Source organism: Micromonospora sp. RV43 (genome assembly GCF_001029515.1).
Classification (GTDB): domain Bacteria; phylum Actinomycetota; class Actinomycetes; order Mycobacteriales; family Micromonosporaceae; genus Micromonospora; species Micromonospora aurantiaca.
The window spans coordinates 42,212-61,477 of sequence record NZ_LEKG01000025.1 but is presented as its reverse complement, the minus strand read 5'-3'; the positions used below and the strand labels follow the sequence as shown (position 1 = coordinate 61,477).

Here is a 19,266-nt window from a genome sequence, read left to right as displayed (position 1 = left end):
GCCGCACGGGTCACGTGGGCCGGGCGGGACGTCTGCGGGGCCGGAACCCCGCGCGTGGGCTCAGCCAGTCCGGCCGGTGCCCAGGAAGTACAGGCCGGTGGTGGAGGCGCCGGAGAAGCCGTCCACCTTGGCCGGGTCGTACGCGGTGACGACCTTGGTGTGCAGGATCGGGTACAGCGGCACCTGGTCCGCCGCCATGTCCAGGGCCTGCTTCCACAGCGCCTTGCGGGCCGTCTCGTCGGAGGTCTGCGCGGCCTTGTCCAGCAGGTCGCCCATGGCCTTGCGGTCGGCGTCGCTCCAGCGGTAGCGCTGGCCCGGCCAGGTCTCGCCGAAGTAGTACCAGCGCATCAGCAGGTCGGTGTCGACGCCGAAGACGCTCGGGTCACCGGTGGCCATGAGCACCCGGAAGGTGTCCTTGGGGACGATGTCGCCGTAGATGGCCGAGGACGGCACGGTGTTCAGCGTGGCGTTGACGCCGATCTTCTTCCACTGCTCGATGACCAGCGGGGCGACGTCCTTGACCACCGAGCTGTCGGTGGTGTCGAGCCGGAACGACAGGTTGGTGACGCCGGCCTCCTGGAGCAGGGCCTTGGCCTTGTCCGGGTTGTAGTCGTAGACGGTGGCGGCCTTCTGGTAGGCCTTGTTGCCCTCGTCGAGGTAGCTGGTCGCCGGGCTGCCGTAGCCGTTGAGCGCGGTCTTGATGACCGCTTCCTTGTCGATGGCGTAGTGCAGGGCCTGGCGCACCCGCTTGTCGCTGAACGGCGCGGCGGAGTTGTTGAACATGAGGAAGACCTGGTTGAAGGCCTGCTTCACGTCGATCGTGTACTTGTCCTTGAGCGAGTCGACGTTCAGGTAGGGCACGGCCTCGATGGCCTGCACCCGGCCGCCCTGCAGGTCCGACACGCGGGCCGACGCCTCGGTGGTGGTGTTCCACGTCATCGTCTCGACCTTGGCGGCGCGCGGGCCGTTGTAGTTCGCGTTCTTGCTCAGCTTGATGCCGGATTCCTTGGACGCGCTGTCCACCTTGAACGGGCCGGAGCCGATAGGGGCGGTGTCGAACGCCTTGGCCGCGGCGGCGTCGCCGGTCTTGGCCTTGGGGACGATCTTGATGACCGCGATCCGCTCGCTGAACAGGGCGAACGGGTACTTCAGCTTGAACTCGACGGTCGTCGCGTCCTTGGCGGCGACGCTGTCGAGGAACGACACGAAGCCCTGCATCAGCGGCGGCGCCTTCGGGTCCGCGGGCTTGAGCACGCGGGTGAAGGACCAGGCCACGTCCTCGGCGGTGACCGGGGTGCCGTCGGAGAACTTCGCCCCGTCACGCAGCGTCACGGTGTAGGTCCGGCCGTCGGCCCCGGGGGTCGGGTCGCTCTTGGCCAGGGCGTTGTAGGGTTCCCGCGTGATCGGGTCGAGGTCGACGAGGCCCTCGAAGACGTGCTGGTTGACCGCCGTCGCCACGGCCGAGGAGGCGTTGCTGGGATCGAAACCGCTGGAGAGCGTGAAGGCCAGCGTGGCCTCGATGGACGTGCCCCCCTTCCCGTCGCCCACGGCGTTGGTCGAGGCGGGACCGCCACTGCAGGCCGCCAGCGCGACCGCGAGGCCACCCGCGAGGGTGGCGACGGCCAGGGAGCGGACGCGGCCCCGGGGGACGCGCCGGCTCCTCGACGGCTTACCGGTGGTGCTCACGTAGCTGCCTCCATAGGCTCTTCATGCGCTCGCGTGACCGCTCGCGCTCGGGGATGTGAAGCATAAGGTGTATGACGTCTGACGTCTGATGCCGGTAGGGTGAGGGTGTCAGATTCGGGAACGAAGGGCAAGGGGCAGATGACGACCATTGACGCCAGTCCGCTACGCGGCGCCGAGCGGCCCAGCCCTCGCAGGCAGGAGGTCGCCACCAGGATCAAGGAGTACATCCTGCGCAACCGCCTGAAGCCGGGAAACCTCCTGCCCACCGAGGCGGAACTGTGCGAGGCCGTCGGCGCCAGCCGATCCAGCGTCCGCGAGGCCGTCAAGATCCTCTCCGCGCTCGACATCGTCGAGGTGCGCCACGGGCACGGCACGTTCGTCGGCCGCATGTCCCTCAACGCCCTGGTGGAGAGCCTGACCTTCCGCGGGCTGCTCAGCGGCGAGGACGACCACCGCGTACTGGCCCAGGTCGTCGACATCCGCCAGACGCTGGAGCAAGGGCTGGCCGCCACCGTCATCGACGCCTTGGACGAGCAGCACCGGTCGGAGCTGTCCGCGCTCGCCGACGAGATGCACAGCCGGGCGGCCCGGGGCGAGGACTTCCTCGACGTCGACCGCGCGTTCCACCTGAAGCTGATGGAACCCCTCGGCAACGACCTGCTGGTCCAGCTGACCGAGGCGTTCTGGCAGGTGCAGGCCATCGTCGCGCCCACGCTGCAGACCGAGCCGGAGGACCGGGTCATCACCGCCCAGCGGCACCAGGCGATCGTCGCCGCCCTCACCGCCGCCGACGCGGCGGCGCTGCGCTCGGCCGTCGCCGAGCACTACGCGCCCATCCGGGCGAGCATCGCCCGCGCCGCGCAGACCTGATCCGCCGTACGCCGGGGCCTGTCGTTCGAGCCTGATCGAAGGTCTCTGTCCCGGGGCTCGCCCCGCGCCGAAGCTGTCTTCTGACGGGCGCATCGGGCGCCCCGGACAGCCGAGGTGCATGTCATGGCGGTGGTGTCGCGCCGAACGCGGTCATTGTGGTACGCCGTCGCGGTCCCCGCCGCTCTCGCGGCGGCGGTGGCCGGGGCGCTGGGCGCCCACCCGGACATCGCGCCGCCGTCCGAGGGTCACGCCTCGGCCGGGCCGCCCGCGGCGAGCGCGGCCGCCGTGCCGGTCCCGCCCGTCTCCGGTACGCCCGCCGAGGTGCGGTACGCCGCCACGCAGGCGCTGATCCGCGACTGCATGCAGCGTCGCGGGTTCCGCTACTGGCCGGTGCCCCGGCAGCCGGTGCCGGAGCTGCGCGAATTCCCGTACGTCCTCGACGACGTGTCCTACGCCCGCCGGCACGGATACGGCACCGCCCTGGAACGCCGCCTCCAGGAGACGATGGCGGCCGACCCGAACGCGCGGTACGTACGGGACCTGCCCCCGGAGCGCGGCGCCGCCGCCGTACGCGCGGTGAACGGCGACCCCGGCGAGCCCGACGCCCTGCGCGCGACGCTGCCGGCCGGCGGGGTGCTGCGCCGCAGCAGTCACAGCTGCACGTCCGAGGCGGAGCGACAGCTCTATCGCGACCTGCCCGGCTGGTACCGGGTCACCAGGATCACCGACAACCTGGCCGGGCTGCGCATCGGCCGGGTGCTCGCCGACCCCCGCTACGCCGACGGTGTGAGGGCGTGGCGGCGGTGCATGCGCGCCGCCGGGCACGACTCCGCCGACCCGGCATCGGCCCGCGCGTCGGCACCCGAGCCGACGTCCGGCTCCGTCACGCCCGGCGAGATCCGGCTCGCGGTGTCCGAGGCGACCTGCGCGACGCGAACCGGGCTCGGCCGGCTCGCCCGGCGGCTCGACGCCGAGCACCGCCGCGCCCTCGACCGGCAGTTCCACACCGAGGTCGCCGAACGGCTCCGCCTGGAGGCCGCCGCGCTGCCGCGGGCCCGCGCCGTGCTGGCCGCCGGCTGACCCACCCCAAGACTTCCGTGGCGGCCCGCCACGGCAGAACCCGACCGGAGGGAAGCACCATGAGAGCAGTACGGTCCGTGCTGGCCACAGTGGCCGCGGCGGCAGCCGCGCTGGCCTTCACCGCCACCGCCGCCCAGGCCGCGCCGCGGCCGACCCCGCACGCCGACGCGCAGCGTGCCGCCGCGGGCAGCGGCTACCTGTACGTCAGCCAGGACGCCAACTGGGCCGGCCGGTGGTGCTGGTGGTACAACGCCGACAACAACTGGGACACGATCAACACGGCGGAGAACGCCAACTGCGACAACAACAACCGGGCCAGCATGCGCAACCTGGCGTCCTCGGCGTGGAACGACTCGAACGGCGGCCGGCCGGTCGCCCTCTACATCCACCCCGACTACACCGGCGCGTACGCCTGCCTGGGCGCCGGCGACGCGTGGGACAACCTCACCGGCGTCTGGTTCAGCTGGGGCTCCAACCGGGACGGCTACATGGCGAACGCCAACGACAACATCGCCTCCCACCGGTCCCCGCCCCATCCCTATTCAGTTATAGATGTCAATGTCGCAGACGAGACTGAGTGCGGCGGCACACGTCGGAACACTGTGCGTCATGGGGACGCTGCGCATCCACTTCACGGCCGGGGACCTCAGCCGCACCCGGCTGGCGGCCCGGCCCGATCCACTGTGGGAGATCATCTGCAGCCTGCACCGCCTCCAGACCCGGGCCGGTTACGCGGGTTACGCCCGGTGGCACCGGCAGATCCGCCCGGACCTGGAGCGGGCCGGTCTCGTCCCGGTCGTCCGCGAACGGCTGCTGCCCGTCGCGCCGCTCAAGCGGTACTTCCCCGACTTCCTCACCCCCGGCCCGGTCACCGACCTCGACGAGGGGATCGACCGGGTGCTCGGCACCCCGGCCCGGCGGATCCGCACCGAACTGGGGCGGATGGTGACGCCCGTCGACAGCGCCTGGCTGGTCGACCTGGCCGCCGGCCGGTCCGCCGCGCGACACGGCCTCGGCGACGCGCTGCGCGCCTACTTCCGGGTCGCGCTCGCTCCGTACTGGACGCAGATCACCGCCGCCGTCTCCGGCGACCGGGCGCTGCGCGGGGCCTGGGTCCTCGACAGCGGCGCCGGGCAGATACTCGACGACCTGAGCCCGGAGACCTCCTGGGATCCGCCGGTGCTGTCCGTGCACGGCTACCCGGAGGACCGGGACATGCATCTCGACGGCCGGGGCATCACGCTGGTCCCGTCGTACTTCTGCTGGCACGCGCCGATCACACTGGCCGATCCCGAGCTGCCACCGACGCTCGTCTATCCTGCACGCCGGCAGCGACCGGAACCGACGCCGCCGGCGGGCTCGCAACGCCGGCTCGGGCCGCTGCTCGGCCACACCCGGGTGGCGGTCCTGCGCGCCGCCGCGAGCGGCGCCACCACCGGCGAGCTGGCCCGGCGCGCCCGCATCTCGCCGGCCACGACCAGCCATCACACCACCATCCTGCGCGAGGCCGGGCTGATCACCAGCCAGCGGCACGGCAACCTCATGCTGCACCGGCTCACCGCGATGGGCGAGGCGCTCCTGGGCGAGACGCCCGGGCAGGACGGCTGAAGGCTCGCGAACCGTACGGGGACGTCGACCGGAACCGATCCTTGACGGGCCGGGGTGAAGCCGCCTAGCGTGCAGACATCGGACATCTGACGTCAGATTGATGCCCGATTCCCCCTCCCCCGTCCCCGGAAGGAACCACGTGTCCCCTCGCCGCGCCATACCGCGCCGCGCAACCGTCCTCGCGGCGGCCGCCCTCACCCTGCTCTCCGTACTGCCCGCCACCGCCGCCCAGGCCGCCGCCCCCGCCGGTGTGACCGCCACCGTCGGCGCCGACTGCACCGCCGGCCGGCTGCTGCTCGACCTCGACAACCGCAGCGCCACGACGCAGACCTACACCGTCACCTGGCCGGGTCGCACCGGCTCGCCGTGGACCCGCACGGTCGCCGCCGGTGGCAGCGCCGAGCTGTACTGGACGCTGTCCCCCGGCACGCCGTACACGCTGCGCACCACGACCCCGACCGGTCTGGACGACACCACCAGCGGCATCTTCCACTGCGGCACCGGCATGTCCGCGCTGGCCGGCTTCGACTGCACGAACGGCCGCCTCCAGCTCGCCCTGGAGAACCGCACCACGACGGCCCGGGACTTCACAGTCACCTGGCCCGGACGCACCGGCTCGCCGTGGACCCGCACCGTCGCCGCCGGCGGCAACTACCTGCACTACTGGACCGTCGGCGCCGGCACCCCGTACACGCTGCGGGTCACCGCGCCGGGTTTCGACACCACGCTGCGCGGCACCACCTCCTGCGACCTCGCCGCCGGTAACCCGCAGCTCGCCACCACCACGCTGCTGACCACGCAGACGGTGATCCGCGACCTCAACGGAGCCGGTGGCCGGTACGACGGCACCGTCGCCTCGGTCCGCATCCCCGGCCTGGCCGTCACCAACAACGGCACCGTCGTCGCCGTGGCCGACGCGCGCGTGAACGGCTCGTACGACCTCGGCGGCGGCACCAACAACATCCAGATCGTGATGATCCGCAGCACCGACGGCGGCCGTACCTTCGAGCAGCCCCGCGTCATCCACGCCCCGCCCACCACCAGCGAGGGCGTCGGCGACCCCAGCCTGCTCGTGGACCGCGCCACCGGCGTCGTCTACTGCTTCTTCACCTACTCCCCCCGGCCCGGCATCAGCTTCTGGTCCGGCGGCTCCGGCCTGAACACCGCCGACGACCCGAACAGCATGCATCTGCGTTACATCACCAGCCGGGACAACGGCGCCACCTGGAGCGCGCCGGTGGAGCTGAACCCCGCGGTCAAGGACCCCACCTGGCGGCAGGTGTTCTTCTCCTCCGGCCACGGCATCCAGACCAGCACCGGCCGCCTGATCCAGCCGATCGCCTACCGGGACTCCGCCGGCACCAGCCACGCCGCGAACATCTACAGCGACGACCACGGCGTGACCTGGCGCCGCGGCGGATCCGCCGGCGGGAACATCAACGAGAGCAAGGCGATCGAGCGCGGCACCGGCGCGGTGGTGCAGAACATGCGGCACAACTCGACCCGCAGCCGGTTCTACGCCACCTCCGCCGACGGGGGCGCGACGTTCGGTACGGCGACGGCGAGCGCCCTGCTGCCCGACCCGCTGTGCAACGCCGACGAGATGTCCTACCTGCGCCCCGCCGAGGTCGGCGCGAACCGGGCGCCGGTACGCACCCGCACGGCGCTGTTCAGCAACAACGCGCACCCGACCGCGCGCAACGACCTCACCGTACGGCTGTCCACCGACGACGGCGCGACCTGGCCGGCGCGGGCGCTGGTCAAGCCCGGCGGCGCCGGCTACTCGACGATGGCGGTCCTGGCCGACGGCACGGTCGGCAACCTGTACGAGGTGGGCAACACCGGCGGCATCTACTTCGCCCGGTTCAGCCTCGACTGGGTGAAGGGCGCCTGACCGCCGTGTCCCGCCCGGACGGCGTCGTCCGGGCGGGACACGGTCAGCGCTGCCAGCGGACCACGCCACCGACCACCGTCAGTGCCACTGTCAGGTCCCGCAGCCGCGCCGGTTCGACCCGGTATGGGTCGGTGGGCAGCACGATGAAGTCGGCGAGCATGCCGGGGCGCAACCGGCCCTTCAGGTGCTCCTCGTAGGAGGCGTACGCGCCGGCCTCGGTGAAGCACCGCAGCGCCGTGTCCAGGTCGAGCCGCTCGTGCGGGTCGACGCCGCCGGGCGGGGTGCCGTCGGGCTGCTGGCGGGTCACCGCGGCGTGGATGCCGAAGAACGGGTCGGGGTCCTCCACCGGGGCGTCCGACCCGAACGCCACTGTGGCCCGGGCGTCGAGCAGGCTGCGCCAGGCGTACGAGGCCAGGCCCCGGCCGGCGAGCATCCGGGTGGTGAGCGGGATGTCGCTGGTGCAGTGGGTGGGCTGCATCGAGGCGATCACGCCGTGGCGGGCGAGCAGCGGCACGTCGTCCGGCAGCAGGTGCTGGGTATGCTCGATCCGGTGCCGCAGCCGCGCCACCGGGCCCGGACCGGCCGACTCGCGCCAGCGCGCGTACGCCCGCAGCACCATCCGGTTCGCCGCGTCGCCGATGGCGTGCGCCGCCACCGCGATCCCGGCTCCGGCGGCGGTCGCCACCAGCCGCTCGAACTCCTCGGCCGGGGTGACGGCGATGCCGTGGTTGCCGGGCTCGCCGTCGTACGGCTCGGTCATCAGGCAGGTGTGCGAGCCGAGCGCGCCGTCGGTGAAGATCTTCACCGGGCCGGTGCTCAGCCAGCGGTCCCCGTCGCCGGTGGCCCAGCCGGCGTCGATCGCCTCGTCCAGCGCGGTGGCGGGGATCGTCTTGTGCACCCGCAGCGGCAGCTCGCCCCGGGCGTACAGCGTCTCGTAGGCGGCACGGGCGTCCTGCCCGTCGAGGTCGTGGATACCGGTCAGGCCGGCGGCGAGCAGCCGGGGCAGGTGGGCACGCAGCTGCGCGACCAGGTCACCGGCGTGCGGGGAGCGCACCACCGCGTACGCCGCGTCGGCCGCCGCCTCGCGCAGGATGCCGGTCGGCTCGCCGTGCTCGTCCCGCGCGATCTGCCCGCCGGGCGGGTCGGGGGTGGCGGCGTCGATGCCGAGGCGGGCCAGGGCGGCGCTGTTCACCCAGATGGTGTGGCCGTCGATGCTCGGCAGCGCCGCCGGCCGGTCCGGGCAGACCCGGTCCAGGTCGGTGCGGGCCGGCTGCACCGGCCGGGTCCATCTGTTGCTGTCCCACCCGCCGCCGAGCAGCCAGGCGTCCGGCGGCAGCGCGGCGGCGTGTCCCGCGATCCGGGTCAGCGCCTCGTCGAGGCTCGCCGTGCCGCGCAGGTCCACCTGGTCCAGCCCGCGCACGTAGGACGCCGCGTGGATGTGGCTGTCGATCAGGCCGGGCAGCACGGCCATCCCGCCGAGGTCGACGCGGCGCGCGCCGCCGCCGGCCCGGTCCCGGCACTCGGCGAGGTCGCCGACGGCGACGATCCGCTCGCCGCGGACCAGCATCGCCTCGGCGTACGGGCGGTCCGGGTCGAGGGTGTGGATGCGGGCGTTCTCGTAGACCGTGCCGCTCATGGGCTCCCCTGCCTCGGCGCTCGTACGGAGTGTCAGGACGTGCGGACCGGCGCCGTCTCCTCCGGCTCACCGGCCCGGTCCGCGCGGATCCGGTCGATGTGGTCGGCCAGCTCGTCGGTGATCAGCAGGTCCCGCCGGATGTCGTCGTGCGGGTACGCGGTCCGCCCGACCATGTGCGCCGCGACCGGGGCGGTGGCGAGCTGGAACAGGCCGACGAGGACCAGCGTGGTGATGTCCACCCCGGTACGCAGCCGCAGCGCGCAGCCGAGCAGCACCAGCAGCAGCCCGAGCACCTGCGGCTTGGCGGCCGCGTGCATGCGTGACAGCACGTCCGGGAAGCGGACCAGCGCGATGCCCGCGGCGAGGCAGAGCAGCGCGCCGGCGATCAGGCAGACGCTGGCGACGATGTCCAGGATCGCGTCGGCGGTCACTTCGGGCTTCTCCGGGACGCGAACCGGGCGACGCTCACCGAGCCGACGAAGCCGACGAGCGCGAGGACGACGAGGACCGGCAGCGCTGTGGCGTCCCGGCTGTAGGCCGCCTCGGTGGCGATGGCCGCGACCGCGACGGCGAGCAGCACGTCGGTGGCGACGGCCCGGTCGAGGATGGACGGCCCGCGGATGATGCGGACGAGGGTGAGTCCACCGGCCGCGACGAGCAGCGCGGTGACGATCACGGCGACGACGGTCACGTCGGTGCTCCTTCCAGTTCGACCGAACCGGCGGGTTCGGCCTCGTCGTGGCGGATCCGGTCGCGCTCCTCGGCCGAGCCGACGGCGGCGACGATGCGCGCCTCCAGCTCCAGCACGCTGCGCCGGAACCGTTCCACCTCGTCGGGGCTCCGGATGCCGATGACGTGCACGTAGAGCGTCCCGGTACTCCGGTCGGCCTCCAGGATGAGACTGCCCGGCACCAGCGACAGCGCCTCGGCGTTGAGGGTCAGGTTGAGGTCGGTGTTCACCCGCAGGCGCACCGCGATGATCGCCGAGTGCGGGTGCCCGGGCCGGACGGCCAGCCAGGCCACCTGGGCGGACGCGACCACCAGGTCGTACAGGAAGCGGACCAGGAACCGCAGCAGCGGCACCGGCCGGATCCGGCCGGCGAACGTGACAGGGGGCAGCGGGAAGACGACGAGCAGCACGGCAGCGACCACGAGTCCGCTGATCACGTTGGCCCAGCTGAAGGTGCCCCACAGCAGCACCCAGACGGTGACGAGGCCGGTCACCGCTACGGCCCGGTTGCGCCAGCGGTCACGGCGGGTCAGTGGCGCTTTCGGCTGACTGGTCACGGCGGTCCCTCCGGGAACACGGCCTCGACGTACGGGGCACGGCGCAACAGGTCGTCGGCGGCGTCGGTGCTGATGTCGAACAGCGGTCCGGCCACCACCGTCAGCGCCAGGCCGAGCACCACGAGAGCGGCGGTGGACACCGTCATCAGCCGGGGCAGCACCGCCCCGGCCGGCGCCGGGCCGTCGTGCGGCTGCTCGGCGCCGTCGGTGCGGGCCGCCTGGTCGGCGTCACCGGGCTCCGGCATGTCCGCGTGCGGGGCCCGCCAGAAGGCGAGGTTCCACACCCGGGCGATGGCGTAGAGCGTGAGCAGGCTGGTGAGCAGTCCCCCGGCGACGAGCGACCAGGCCAGGAACCCGCCGTCGTCGACGCCGGCCTGCACCAGGCCGAGCTTGCCGAGGAACCCGGAGAACGGTGGTATGCCGGCCAGGTTCAGCGCGGGCACGAAGAACAGCACCGCCAGCAGTGGTGACAGCCGGGCCAGCCCGCCGAGGCGGTCCAGCGCGGTGCTGCCGCCGCGTCGTTCGACCAGGCCGGCGGCGAGGAACAGGGTGGTCTGGATGGTGATGTGGTGGACAACGTAGAAGATCGCCGCGGACAGGCCGAGCGGGGTGGTCAGCCCGACCCCGAACAGCATGTACCCGATGTGGCTGACGAGCGTGAACGACAACAGCCGTTTGATGTCCGACTGCGCCACCGCGCCGAGGATGCCCACCACCATGGTCAGCGCCGCTATCACCATGAGCAGGTCGGCGGTGCGGCCGCCGGGGAACAGCAGCGTCTCGGTGCGGATGATCGCGTACACGCCGACCTTGGTGAGCAGGCCGGCGAAGACCGCCGTGACCGGGGCGGGCGCGGTCGGGTAGCTGTCCGGCAGCCACGCGGACAGCGGGAACACCGCCGCCTTGATGCCGAAGGCGAGCAGCAGCATGCCCTGGAGCACCAGGCGGATGTCGTCGGGCAGCGCGTCCAGGCGGTCGGCGAGCTGCGCCAGGTTCAGCGTGCCGGTGGCGGAGTAGACCAGGCCGATCGCCACCAGGAAGATCAGCGACGAGAGCAGGCTGACCACGACGTACGTGGTGCCGGCCCGGATCCGCGTCTCGGTGCTGCCCAGCGTCAGCAGCACGTAGCTCGCCACGAGCAGGATCTCGAAGCCGACGTAGAGGTTGAAGAGGTCGCCGGAGAGGAAGGCGTTGCAGACGCCCGCGGTCAGCACCAGATAGGTCGGGTGGTAGACCGACAGCGGCGTCTCCTCGTTGCCGTCGGCCATGCCCTGCCCGATGGAGTAGACGAGCACGCACAGGGTGACCGAGGCGGACACGACGAGCATCAGCGCGGCGAGCTGGTCGGCGACGAGCACGATGCCCATCGGCGCCACCCAGCCGCCAACCTCCACCACGAGCGGGCCGTCCAGCGACGAGCGGACCAGGAGCATCGCGGCCACCGCGACGGTGGCGGTGAGCACGATGATGCTGACCCACCGCTGGGCGCGGGCCCGGCGGGCGAGCAGCAGGGTGAGGGCGGCGCCGAGCAGCGGCATCACCACCGGCAGCGGTACGAGCCAGGTCATCGGACGGCCTCCGCCTCACCGGCGGCGAGCACCCGCGCCTCGGGGCTGCCGTCGGCGGTGTCGACGCCGTCGGTGTCCGAGGTGCCCGGGCCCTCGTCCCGGTCGGCCAGCTCCATGATCCGGCGGTCCTCGACGTCGTCCTGCACCTCGTCGTGCCCGTTGAGGTGCCAGCTCCGGTAGGCCAGCGCGAGCAGGAACGCGGTCATTCCGAGCGTGATCACGATCGCGGTCAGCACCATCGCCTGCGGCAGCGGGTCGGACATGTCCTCCTCGGCGGTGGTGCCGACGATCGGCGGGCCGCCGGCCCGGCCGCCGGTAAGCAGCAGCAGGTTGGCGCCGTTGCCGAGCAGGATGACCCCCATCAGGACGCGGGTGAGGCTGCGTTCCAGCAGCAGGGTGACGCCGGTGGCGAACAGGACGCCGATGACCACGACGTAGACCAGGTTGGGGATGTTCGGGCTCACACCAGCTCCTCTTCCCGTACGCCGGCCGGTTCGGTCTCCTGTTCGTCGACCTCCTCCTGGCGGTCCATCTCGGCGCCCAGGCTGCGCAGGATGTCCAGGACGAGGCCGACCACGATGAGGTAGACGCCCACGTCGAAGAAGACCGACGTCACGAAGTGCACGTGGCCGAGCAGCGGCAGGTGGAAGTCGAGCGTCGCGCTCTGCAGGAACTCGCCGCCCAGCAGCATCGCGGCCACGCCGGTGCCGACCGCCACGAACAGGCCCGCGCCGAGCACCAGGCCGGCGTCGACCGGCGCGGCGCCGTTGAGTTCGGTACGCCCACCGGCCAGGTATCGCACGGCGAGCCCCAGCCCGGCGACCAGCCCGGCGGCGAACCCGCCACCGGGGGCGTTGTGGCCGGAGAAGAGCAGGTAGATCGAGAACAGCAGGATGGCGTGGAACAGCAGGCGGGTGACCACCTGGAGGATCACCGACTGCTGCCGGGAGGTCGCGCCGGTGGTGAGCCAGCGCGGGCGCGACGACTGCTGCCGGCCCGCGCCGGGGATGCCGCTGCGCAGGTCCAGCGCGCGGGAGCGGCGGAAGATCAGGCTGGCCACGCCGGTGGCGGCCACCACCAGCACGGCGATCTCGCCCATCGTGTCCCAGGCGCGGATGTCGACGAGCGTCACGTTGACGACGTTCTTGCCGCCGCCGTAGGAGACGGCCTCCTCCGGGAAGCCGACCGAGATCGGCGTGGCGGTCCGGCTGCCCGCCGCCACGTACGCCATCCCGGCGGTGACCACGCCGACGGCGACGCCGAGCGCGACCCGGAACCGCCGGGTGGCGCGGATCGGGCGGGCCGAGAACCGGCGCGGCAGGCGGCGCAGCACCAGCACGAACATCACGATCGTGACGGTCTCCACCAGGAACTGGGTGAGCGCGAGGTCGGGCGCGCCGTGCAGGATGAACATCAGCGCCGTGCCGTAGCCGGTCACGCCGACCAGGATCATCGCGGTCAGCCGGCGGCGGGCGCGCGCGGCCACCACCGCCGCGACCACGATGACCGCGCCGGCGACGGCCTGCAACGGGGTGTCCCAGAGCTGGAACCGGCGGGCCCACGGCGCGCCGGCGAGCACCGCGCCACCCGGCAGCACGACCAGGACCAGCAGGATGACGCCGAGGTAGAAGGGCAGCGAGCCGCGCTGGGTGGCGCCGGTCAGCTCGACCGCCGCGCGGTCGACCGCGCCGGCCAGCCGGTCGTAGCCGGTGGCGCCGTCGAACGGCAGCCGCGGCAGGTAGGGCCGGCGCCGGTGCAGCAGCAGGAACAGCCCGAGACCGGCGGTCACCGCCAGCGCCGACAGGCCGAGCGCCGGGGTCAGCCCGTGCCAGAGGGCCAGGTGGTAGCCGGGGTCGGCGGTCGGGAACTGATCGGCGTACGGGGCCAGCACCCGGTCCACCGCGGGGGCGAGGACGCCGACGGCGAGGCCGGCGAGGGCGAGCACCGCCGCCGGGCCGATGAACGCCGGCTCGATCCGGTGCGGCCGGGTCTCCGCGACGCCGGGCTTGGCGGCGAACGCGCCCCAGAGGAACCGCGCGGTGTACGCGACGGTCAGCGCCGAGCCGGTCACCACTCCGGCGAGCACGACCAGTTCGGTGGTGCCGCCGTGCAGGAACGCCTCGAGCGCGGCCTCCTTGGCCACGAAGCCGATCAGCGGCGGCAGGCCCGCCATCGAGGCGGCCGCGAGTCCGGCGACCGCCGCGAGCACCGGGGCGCGCCGGCCCAGGCCGCTGAGTTCGCGCAGGTCGCGGGTGCCGGTGACGTGGTCGACGACGCCGACGACGAGGAACAGTGTGGCTTTGAACAGGGCGTGTGCCAGCAGCATCGCGGCGCCGGCCAGCGCGGTGTCGCGGGTGCCCGCGCCGAGGATCACCATGAGCAGGCCGAGCTGGCTCACAGTGCCGTACGCCAGCAGCAGCTTCAGGTCGACCTGCCGCAGCGCCGTCCACCCGCCGAGGAACAGGGTGATCAGGCCGCCGGCCAGCAGGACGCCGCGCCACACGGTGGTCTGGCCCACCGCCGGACCCATGAGCGCGGCCAGGAAGACGCCCGCTTTGACCATGGCGGCGGCGTGCAGGTACGCGCTGACCGGGGTGGGCGCGGCCATCGCGCGCGGCAGCCAGAAGCTGAACGGGAAGATCGCCGACTTGCTGGTCACGCCGAGCAGGACGAGCACCAGCGCGACGGTGAGGTAGCCGCCCTCGGGCAGGTTCCCGGCGATCTCCGACCACCGGTACGAGCCGGCGTGCTGGCCGAGCATCACGAACCCGGCGAGCATGGCCAGGCCGCCCAGCGTCGTCACCAGCAGCGCCTGCATCGCCGCGCGGCGGCTGGCCCGTTTGGTCGGGTCGCTGCCGATCAGCAGGTACGAGAAGACGGTGGTGAGTTCCCAGAACACGTACAGCAGCAGCAGGTCGTCGGAGACGACCAGGCCGAGCATCGCGCCGGCGAACGCGACGAACACCGCGGCGAACCGGCCGAGGCCGGGGTCGTCGGAGCGGAAGTAGCGCGCGCTGTAGGCCAGCACGAGGGCGCCGACCCCACCGACGAGCAGCACCAGCAGCCAGGACAGCGTGCCCATGCGCAGCGCGAGTTCCAGGCCGAGCTGCGGCACCCAGGTGACGGTCTCGACGACGGGCCGGCCCGCACGGACCGGTTCGGTGCGGGTCACCGCCCAGATCAGGGCCGCCGCCGGGACGGCCGCCAGCAGGTAGAGAGCCCGCCGACCGAGGAGGCGTACCAGCACGGGGGCGGTCACGGCTGCGAACGCATGGACCGCCACCAGAACCAGCACACACACTCCTCAAGATCGACCTGCGGTACGTCAACCCTAACCGGCGATCCGGCGAGGCGGTATGTCGAGAGAATCACGCGAACGTGTCGTGTCGGCTCCGCTCTGTTTCGGGTAAGGAGTGAGGTTCACTCCGCCCGGTACACCGGTCGGCGTCCGACGGTCGCCCCGATAGGGTGGTCGGCGTGCTGCCGATGCGAGCCGCCCTGGCGGGCACCACCGGGAACGCGATGCTGATGGGCCTCGCCGAGGTCAGCACGCCGGTCGGCTGGGTGCTGCTGCCCGGCCTGCTCGGCGTCTCGGCCCGGCCCCGGACGGCGGCGCTGGTGTCGGCCTGGGCGGGCGTGCTGGTCGCGCTGTCAGTCGTCGTACCGGTGATCCCCGGCCACCGCACTGATCCACAGGCGCTGCTCGCCTCGGCGGCCGGCCTGGCCGCGGTGCCGGTCCTGGCCTGGGCCCGCCGCCGGACGCGTACCGCGACCGTGGCGCGCGCCGCCGCGCCGCCGGACGTCGCCGTGTTCACCGTGCCGGCCGGGGCCGGGAGCGCCGCGCTGGCGATCTGCGGCACGGCCGGCGAGATCGGCGCCGCCGTCCCGGTCCGCGGCGGTGGACTGCGTGTCCTGCTCGGCACGGTCAGCGGCGCCGCGTTGGACACCCCCGCCGGACGCCGGGCGATCGAGCAGGCGTTCCGCCGGGCCGCCGCCGGACCGCGGCGCACAGTGCCGCACCTGGTCGACGCGCTCGACCGGGTGGTACGCGATCTCGCCCCGGCGGGTCACCTGCGGGCCACGATCGTGGACGTGGACCGCGCCGGGGCGGTCCGGGCGGTGCGGTGCGGATCGCCGGATCTCGTGGTCGCAGCCGGGAACCGCGCCGAACCCGCCGGGGTGCCGGACGGGCCGCCGATCGGGTCGACGGAACCGGCCGGACGCGCCACGCCCGGCCCGGTCACCGGCCGCCGGATCGCCGTCGTCGGCACCGGCTTCACCGACGCGCACGGAGAGCGCTGGTTGCGCGTACTCGATCAGGTGGCCGCAGGCGACGACCCGGCGCGGACGGCGCAGCTGCTGACCCGCGGCCCTCGCGGCGGGCGGCGGACCGGCCCGGCGCTGGTGATCGACCCGGAACCACAGTCGCGGGGATGACCGGCGGACCGGCCGGACCCGCCGCCTAGGCTGGTGCGGTGGGCCGGCGTCCGGTGCCGGCCCCGTCCGGGGAGACCGCGATGACCGACAACGTCCGCCGGCCGGCACCGGTGGCGGGCGGCGAGGACGAGCAGTGGCTGGCCGAGGTGGCCCGCGAGGCGGGTGCCGACGCGGGCGGCGTGCCGGTGGAGCTGCTCGGCGACTACCTGCGGCTGCTGACCGACGCGGCGGTGACCGGCCGCCGTCCCCGCCGAGCCGAACTCGACGCGGTCGGCGCGCTGGGCCGGCGCGCGGCCGAGCAGGGGATCTCCGCCGGCCGCGCGGTACGCCTCTACCTGTCCGCGGCGCGGCGTGTCTGGCGGCAGCTTCCCCACCTGGACCGGTCCGACGACAGCGAGGCGGTCCGCGCCGCCGCCGACGCCGTCCTGCACGTGGTCGACACCGCCGTGGCCACGCTCGCCGAGGGGTACGCGGTGGCCCGCCGGGAACTCGTCCGGCGCGAGGAGTCGCTGCGAAGGGAACTCGTCGACGACCTGCTGCGCGGCGACTCCGACCTGGGCGGGCTGGTGGAACGGGCCGAGCCGTTCGGCCTGGACCTGGCCCGGGTGCACCAGGTCGCTCTCGCCGCGCCCGGCCGGCGGCTGCCGGACACGGAGGCGGCGATCAGCGCGCTGGAGCGGGTCATCTTCGACCGGCTCGGTGACCGGGACGTGCTGGTGGCCACGAAGGAAGGGCTGCTCGTGGTGGTCGCCCCGGCTGACCCGGTCACCGCCGACCGGGGCCGCGGCGCCGGAGCGACCGGCAACCTGGGCACGCTGATGCACGGCGAGCTGGACCGGCTGGTGCGGGGCCGGCCGTGGCAGGTGGCGGTGGGCCGCCCGCACCCGGGCGTCTACGGCATCGCCCGCTCGTACGAGGAGGCCCGGGAGGCGCTCACCACGGCGCGGCGCCTGCACAGCGAGGCATCCGTGATCGACGCGCACGACCTGCTGATCTACCGGGTGCTGCTGCGCGACCAGCCCGCCATGGTCGACCTGGTACGGGCGGTGCTGACGCCGCTGGCCCAGGCGCGCGGCGGCGCCGAGCCGCTGCTGGACACGCTGAACGAGTACTTCGCCTGCGGCGAGGTGTCGACCGAGGCCGCCCGCCGGCTGCACGTGTCGGTGCGCACGGTCACCTACCGGCTGGCCCGGATCCGGGCGTTGAGCGGCTACGACCCCGCCGACGCGCGGGACCGGTTCACGCTGCACGCCGCCGTGCTCGGCGCGCGGGCGCTGGACTGGCCGCGCCGGCCGCTGCCGGCATAGCGCCGCCGCCGGTCCGGGTCCGCCGCCGGTGTGACAGGCGGCTCAGGCCGGTACGGCGACCAGCTCCGGGAAGCCGAGCAGGTTGGCCAGGGCCGACGCCTCGTCGCGGGTGAGGGTGAGCGTGACCATGCGGTCCGGGTCGTCCGGGTCGTCGTGGACGACGTCGCGCCGGCCGCCGACCTGGTAGTCGATCACGCCGATGCGGCGGCCCTCCTCCGTGGTCAGCGTGTGCCGGACCCCGATGCCGGGGAGGGTCGTACGTTCGATGATCACGGGGACCTCCTTCGGACGCGGCCGCCGTGGGGCCCGCCGGAGCCGGCCGGCGCTAGGGCGACGCGGTGGACGTTCGAGCTGAGCTCGCGTTCTCCATGTGTCAACCATAGCCACGGGGGACGGGCGGATCCGGGTTCCGGCCACCGGCAATCATTGCGCCCTTTGTTGGCCGGTGGCGTGCACTGCCGCGCGTGGTGTTCCAGGCGACGCTGGAGGTCCGAGGCGGTACCCGAGCAGCGAGGAGGTGGTGAGCATGACCCGCACGTCGATGGCTCCGCCACCGGTGTCCGCCGGACTCCTCGCGTCCCGATCTGCGAGCGGCGACCAGAAGCGCGTCTGAGCCCCCGGCCGCCGGCGTCGTCGAGTGAATCCGACGCCCGCGGCCCCGGCCACGCCCCTTCCCCGCACCGTCCACCGCCCGGTTGGGCACCCTGATCCGAGAGAGGTCGGTATGCCGCACCTTGTCACAGCCATTCGCCCTCCGGCCCCTACCGGCATGCTGATCGGCCGCTCCCACGGCAGCCGCCCGCCGGTCACAGTCGACGCGGCGCCGATCGCCGTGGACCTCGGCAGCAGCCTGCTGCGGATCTGGCTGGGACCGGGCCGGACGCTGAGCGTCCCGCTCGGTCACGGCCTGCGCAGCCCGGTCGTCCGGCGCGGCCGGATCGTCGACGGTCCGGCCTGCGTCTCCGAGCTGCGCCGGATCCTGCGCGACCACCGCACCCCGGTCCCGGTCGGGGCGCTCGTCGTGGCCTGCCGTCCGGTGCTCGCCGCGCCGGCCGAGCAGGAGGCGACGCGCCGCGTGCTCACCGCCGTGCTCGCGCCGTCCCGGCTGCTGTTCCTCGACAGCGTCCGGGCGGGCGCCATCGGCGCCGGCGCCGCCGCCGGCACCCTGCTGGTCGCCGACATCGGCGCCCAGCTCACCGAGGTGGCGCTGCTGGAGGACGGCCGGGTGGTCGCCGCCCGCCGGGCCGAGGTCGGCACCCGGGACCTCAACCACGCGACGACCGCCGCCATGCTCGCCGACACCACCTCCCGGCTGGTACGCGAGCTGCGTCAGGACGCGACACTGCGGCCTCTGGTCCGCGACGCGCTGGCCCGTGGCCCGATCGTCATCGGTGACGGCGCCACCCGGCCCGACGTGACCGCCCGCCTGGTCGCCACGCTCGGCGCGACGGTGCACCGCGCCGCGTCACCCCGTACCGCCGCGCTGACCGGCGCCGGCATGGCCGCCATCTCGGCCCTGCGACACCCGCACGACACCCAGCGCCGCCCGGAAAGGAGCGCCTGATCATGACGCACGCCCTCGACCGCACCGACACGTTGCGCGAACTGCTGGACCGGCAGTTCGGCGAGTACACCGACCAGCTCACCGAGCTGACGCTGCACACGCGGCAGCCCGACTACGGCGGCCACGACCCGGACACGCTGCGCCGGCTGATCGAGACCGCCCGGCAGGGCGTCGCGGACACCGCCCAGGCGCTGAAGCGGATGTCCGAGGGCACGTACGGCGTCTGCGAGCGGTGCGGGCAGGACATCCCGACCGCCCGCCTGGAGATCCTGCCCTCGGCCCGCTTCTGCGTGCCGTGCCAGCAACGCCGCTGAGCACGCACGGGGCTG

General features: G+C 73.6%; 17 protein-coding genes. 8 read left to right on the top strand and 9 right to left on the bottom strand.

The features are described from left to right. Positions 1-60 precede the first annotated feature (60 nt). Complete coding sequence (locus ABD52_RS09070) at positions 61-1,686, bottom strand: ABC transporter substrate-binding protein (protein WP_013285835.1); 1,626 nt, start codon at positions 1,684-1,686, stop codon at positions 61-63. Between the two features lie 138 nt (positions 1,687-1,824). Between ABD52_RS09070 and ABD52_RS09065 the strand changes: the two genes are divergently transcribed. From ABD52_RS09065 to ABD52_RS37405, 4 genes are all read left to right on the top strand, one after another. Continuing rightward, positions 1,825-2,556, top strand: a complete 732-nt coding sequence (locus tag ABD52_RS09065; protein ID WP_013285834.1) for a FadR/GntR family transcriptional regulator — start codon at positions 1,825-1,827, stop codon at positions 2,554-2,556. 123 nt (positions 2,557-2,679) lie between these two features. Continuing rightward, entirely contained in the window at positions 2,680-3,636 is a 957-nt protein-coding gene (locus tag ABD52_RS09060) for a hypothetical protein (protein ID WP_047891511.1), read from the top strand. A 609-nt stretch (positions 3,637-4,245) separates the two neighbouring features. Then, complete coding sequence (locus ABD52_RS09055) at positions 4,246-5,244, top strand: helix-turn-helix domain-containing protein (RefSeq protein WP_047891510.1); 999 nt, start codon at positions 4,246-4,248, stop codon at positions 5,242-5,244. Between the two features lie 139 nt (positions 5,245-5,383). Beyond that, positions 5,384-7,138 carry an exo-alpha-sialidase gene (locus ABD52_RS37405; RefSeq protein ID WP_053065335.1) on the top strand — a complete coding sequence of 585 codons (1,755 nt, stop codon included), beginning with the start codon at positions 5,384-5,386 and terminating at the stop codon, positions 7,136-7,138. 43 nt (positions 7,139-7,181) lie between these two features. Here the strand turns inward: ABD52_RS37405 and ABD52_RS09045 are convergent, their stop codons facing one another. Genes ABD52_RS09045 through ABD52_RS09015 form a run of 7 tightly spaced genes read right to left on the bottom strand, consistent with a single transcriptional unit; the run spans position 7,182 to position 14,924 of the window. Continuing rightward, the gene (locus tag ABD52_RS09045) at positions 7,182-8,774 is read right to left on the bottom strand and encodes an amidohydrolase (RefSeq protein ID WP_047891509.1); all 1,593 of its coding nucleotides are present in this window, start codon (positions 8,772-8,774) and stop codon (positions 7,182-7,184) included. Between the two features lie 32 nt (positions 8,775-8,806). Further along, positions 8,807-9,205, bottom strand: coding sequence for a monovalent cation/H(+) antiporter subunit G (gene mnhG, locus ABD52_RS09040; RefSeq protein ID WP_013477152.1), 399 nt, complete (start codon positions 9,203-9,205; stop codon positions 8,807-8,809). Further along, complete coding sequence (locus tag ABD52_RS09035) at positions 9,202-9,465, bottom strand: monovalent cation/H+ antiporter complex subunit F (RefSeq protein ID WP_013285827.1); 264 nt, start codon at positions 9,463-9,465, stop codon at positions 9,202-9,204. Before ABD52_RS09035 ends, mnhG begins: the two co-directional genes overlap by 4 nt. Continuing rightward, positions 9,462-10,061, bottom strand: coding sequence for a Na+/H+ antiporter subunit E (locus ABD52_RS09030; protein ID WP_013285826.1), 600 nt, complete (start codon positions 10,059-10,061; stop codon positions 9,462-9,464). Before ABD52_RS09030 ends, ABD52_RS09035 begins: the two co-directional genes overlap by 4 nt. Next, positions 10,058-11,629: a Na+/H+ antiporter subunit D gene (locus ABD52_RS09025; RefSeq protein WP_013477154.1), complete on the bottom strand. Its 1,572-nt coding sequence runs from the start codon at positions 11,627-11,629 to the stop codon at positions 10,058-10,060. The genes ABD52_RS09030 and ABD52_RS09025 overlap by 4 nt, the downstream gene beginning before the upstream one ends. Continuing rightward, positions 11,626-12,093 (bottom strand): Na(+)/H(+) antiporter subunit C, encoded by a 468-nt coding sequence (locus ABD52_RS09020; RefSeq protein WP_013285824.1) that lies wholly within the window; start codon positions 12,091-12,093, stop codon positions 11,626-11,628. The genes ABD52_RS09025 and ABD52_RS09020 overlap by 4 nt, the downstream gene beginning before the upstream one ends. After that, positions 12,090-14,924: a Na+/H+ antiporter subunit A gene (locus tag ABD52_RS09015; protein ID WP_013285823.1), complete on the bottom strand. Its 2,835-nt coding sequence runs from the start codon at positions 14,922-14,924 to the stop codon at positions 12,090-12,092. The genes ABD52_RS09020 and ABD52_RS09015 overlap by 4 nt, the downstream gene beginning before the upstream one ends. 191 nt (positions 14,925-15,115) lie before the next feature. Here ABD52_RS09015 and ABD52_RS09010 point away from each other — a divergent pair, with 191 nt between their 5' ends. Both ABD52_RS09010 and ABD52_RS09005 read left to right on the top strand, forming a co-directional pair. Beyond that, positions 15,116-16,066, top strand: coding sequence for a hypothetical protein (locus ABD52_RS09010; RefSeq protein WP_047891525.1), 951 nt, complete (start codon positions 15,116-15,118; stop codon positions 16,064-16,066). Positions 16,067-16,146: 80 nt separating this feature from the next. Then, complete coding sequence (locus ABD52_RS09005) at positions 16,147-17,373, top strand: CdaR family transcriptional regulator (protein ID WP_013285821.1); 1,227 nt, start codon at positions 16,147-16,149, stop codon at positions 17,371-17,373. A 42-nt stretch (positions 17,374-17,415) separates the two neighbouring features. Here ABD52_RS09005 and ABD52_RS09000 read toward each other — a convergent pair whose 3' ends face one another. Beyond that, positions 17,416-17,646, bottom strand: coding sequence for a hypothetical protein (locus ABD52_RS09000; protein ID WP_013285820.1), 231 nt, complete (start codon positions 17,644-17,646; stop codon positions 17,416-17,418). 496 nt (positions 17,647-18,142) lie between these two features. Here ABD52_RS09000 and ABD52_RS08995 point away from each other — a divergent pair, with 496 nt between their 5' ends. Both ABD52_RS08995 and ABD52_RS08990 read left to right on the top strand, forming a co-directional pair. Continuing rightward, positions 18,143-18,937, top strand: a complete 795-nt coding sequence (locus ABD52_RS08995) for a rod shape-determining protein (RefSeq protein WP_225319538.1) — start codon at positions 18,143-18,145, stop codon at positions 18,935-18,937. Between the two features lie 2 nt (positions 18,938-18,939). Next, positions 18,940-19,251 carry a TraR/DksA C4-type zinc finger protein gene (locus ABD52_RS08990; protein WP_013285817.1) on the top strand — a complete coding sequence of 104 codons (312 nt, stop codon included), beginning with the start codon at positions 18,940-18,942 and terminating at the stop codon, positions 19,249-19,251. The last annotated feature ends 15 nt before the right edge of the window (positions 19,252-19,266 follow it).

What these genes read in the sequence shown, in the direction of transcription:
- ABD52_RS09060 (WP_047891511.1), top strand. Translation starts at nt 2,680, where the DNA reads ATGGCGGTGGTGTCGCGCCGAACGCGGTCATTGTGGTACGCCGTCGCG.
- ABD52_RS08995 (WP_225319538.1), top strand. Translation starts at nt 18,143, where the DNA reads ATGCTGATCGGCCGCTCCCACGGCAGCCGCCCGCCGGTCACAGTCGAC.
- ABD52_RS09055 (WP_047891510.1), top strand. Translation starts at nt 4,246, where the DNA reads ATGGGGACGCTGCGCATCCACTTCACGGCCGGGGACCTCAGCCGCACC.
- ABD52_RS09010 (WP_047891525.1), top strand. Translation starts at nt 15,116, where the DNA reads ATGCGAGCCGCCCTGGCGGGCACCACCGGGAACGCGATGCTGATGGGC.
- ABD52_RS09005 (WP_013285821.1), top strand. Translation starts at nt 16,147, where the DNA reads ATGACCGACAACGTCCGCCGGCCGGCACCGGTGGCGGGCGGCGAGGAC.
- ABD52_RS09065 (WP_013285834.1), top strand. Translation starts at nt 1,825, where the DNA reads ATGACGACCATTGACGCCAGTCCGCTACGCGGCGCCGAGCGGCCCAGC.
- ABD52_RS08990 (WP_013285817.1), top strand. Translation starts at nt 18,940, where the DNA reads ATGACGCACGCCCTCGACCGCACCGACACGTTGCGCGAACTGCTGGAC.
- ABD52_RS09045 (WP_047891509.1), bottom strand. Translation starts at nt 8,774, where the DNA reads ATGAGCGGCACGGTCTACGAGAACGCCCGCATCCACACCCTCGACCCG.
- ABD52_RS09025 (WP_013477154.1), bottom strand. Translation starts at nt 11,629, where the DNA reads ATGACCTGGCTCGTACCGCTGCCGGTGGTGATGCCGCTGCTCGGCGCC.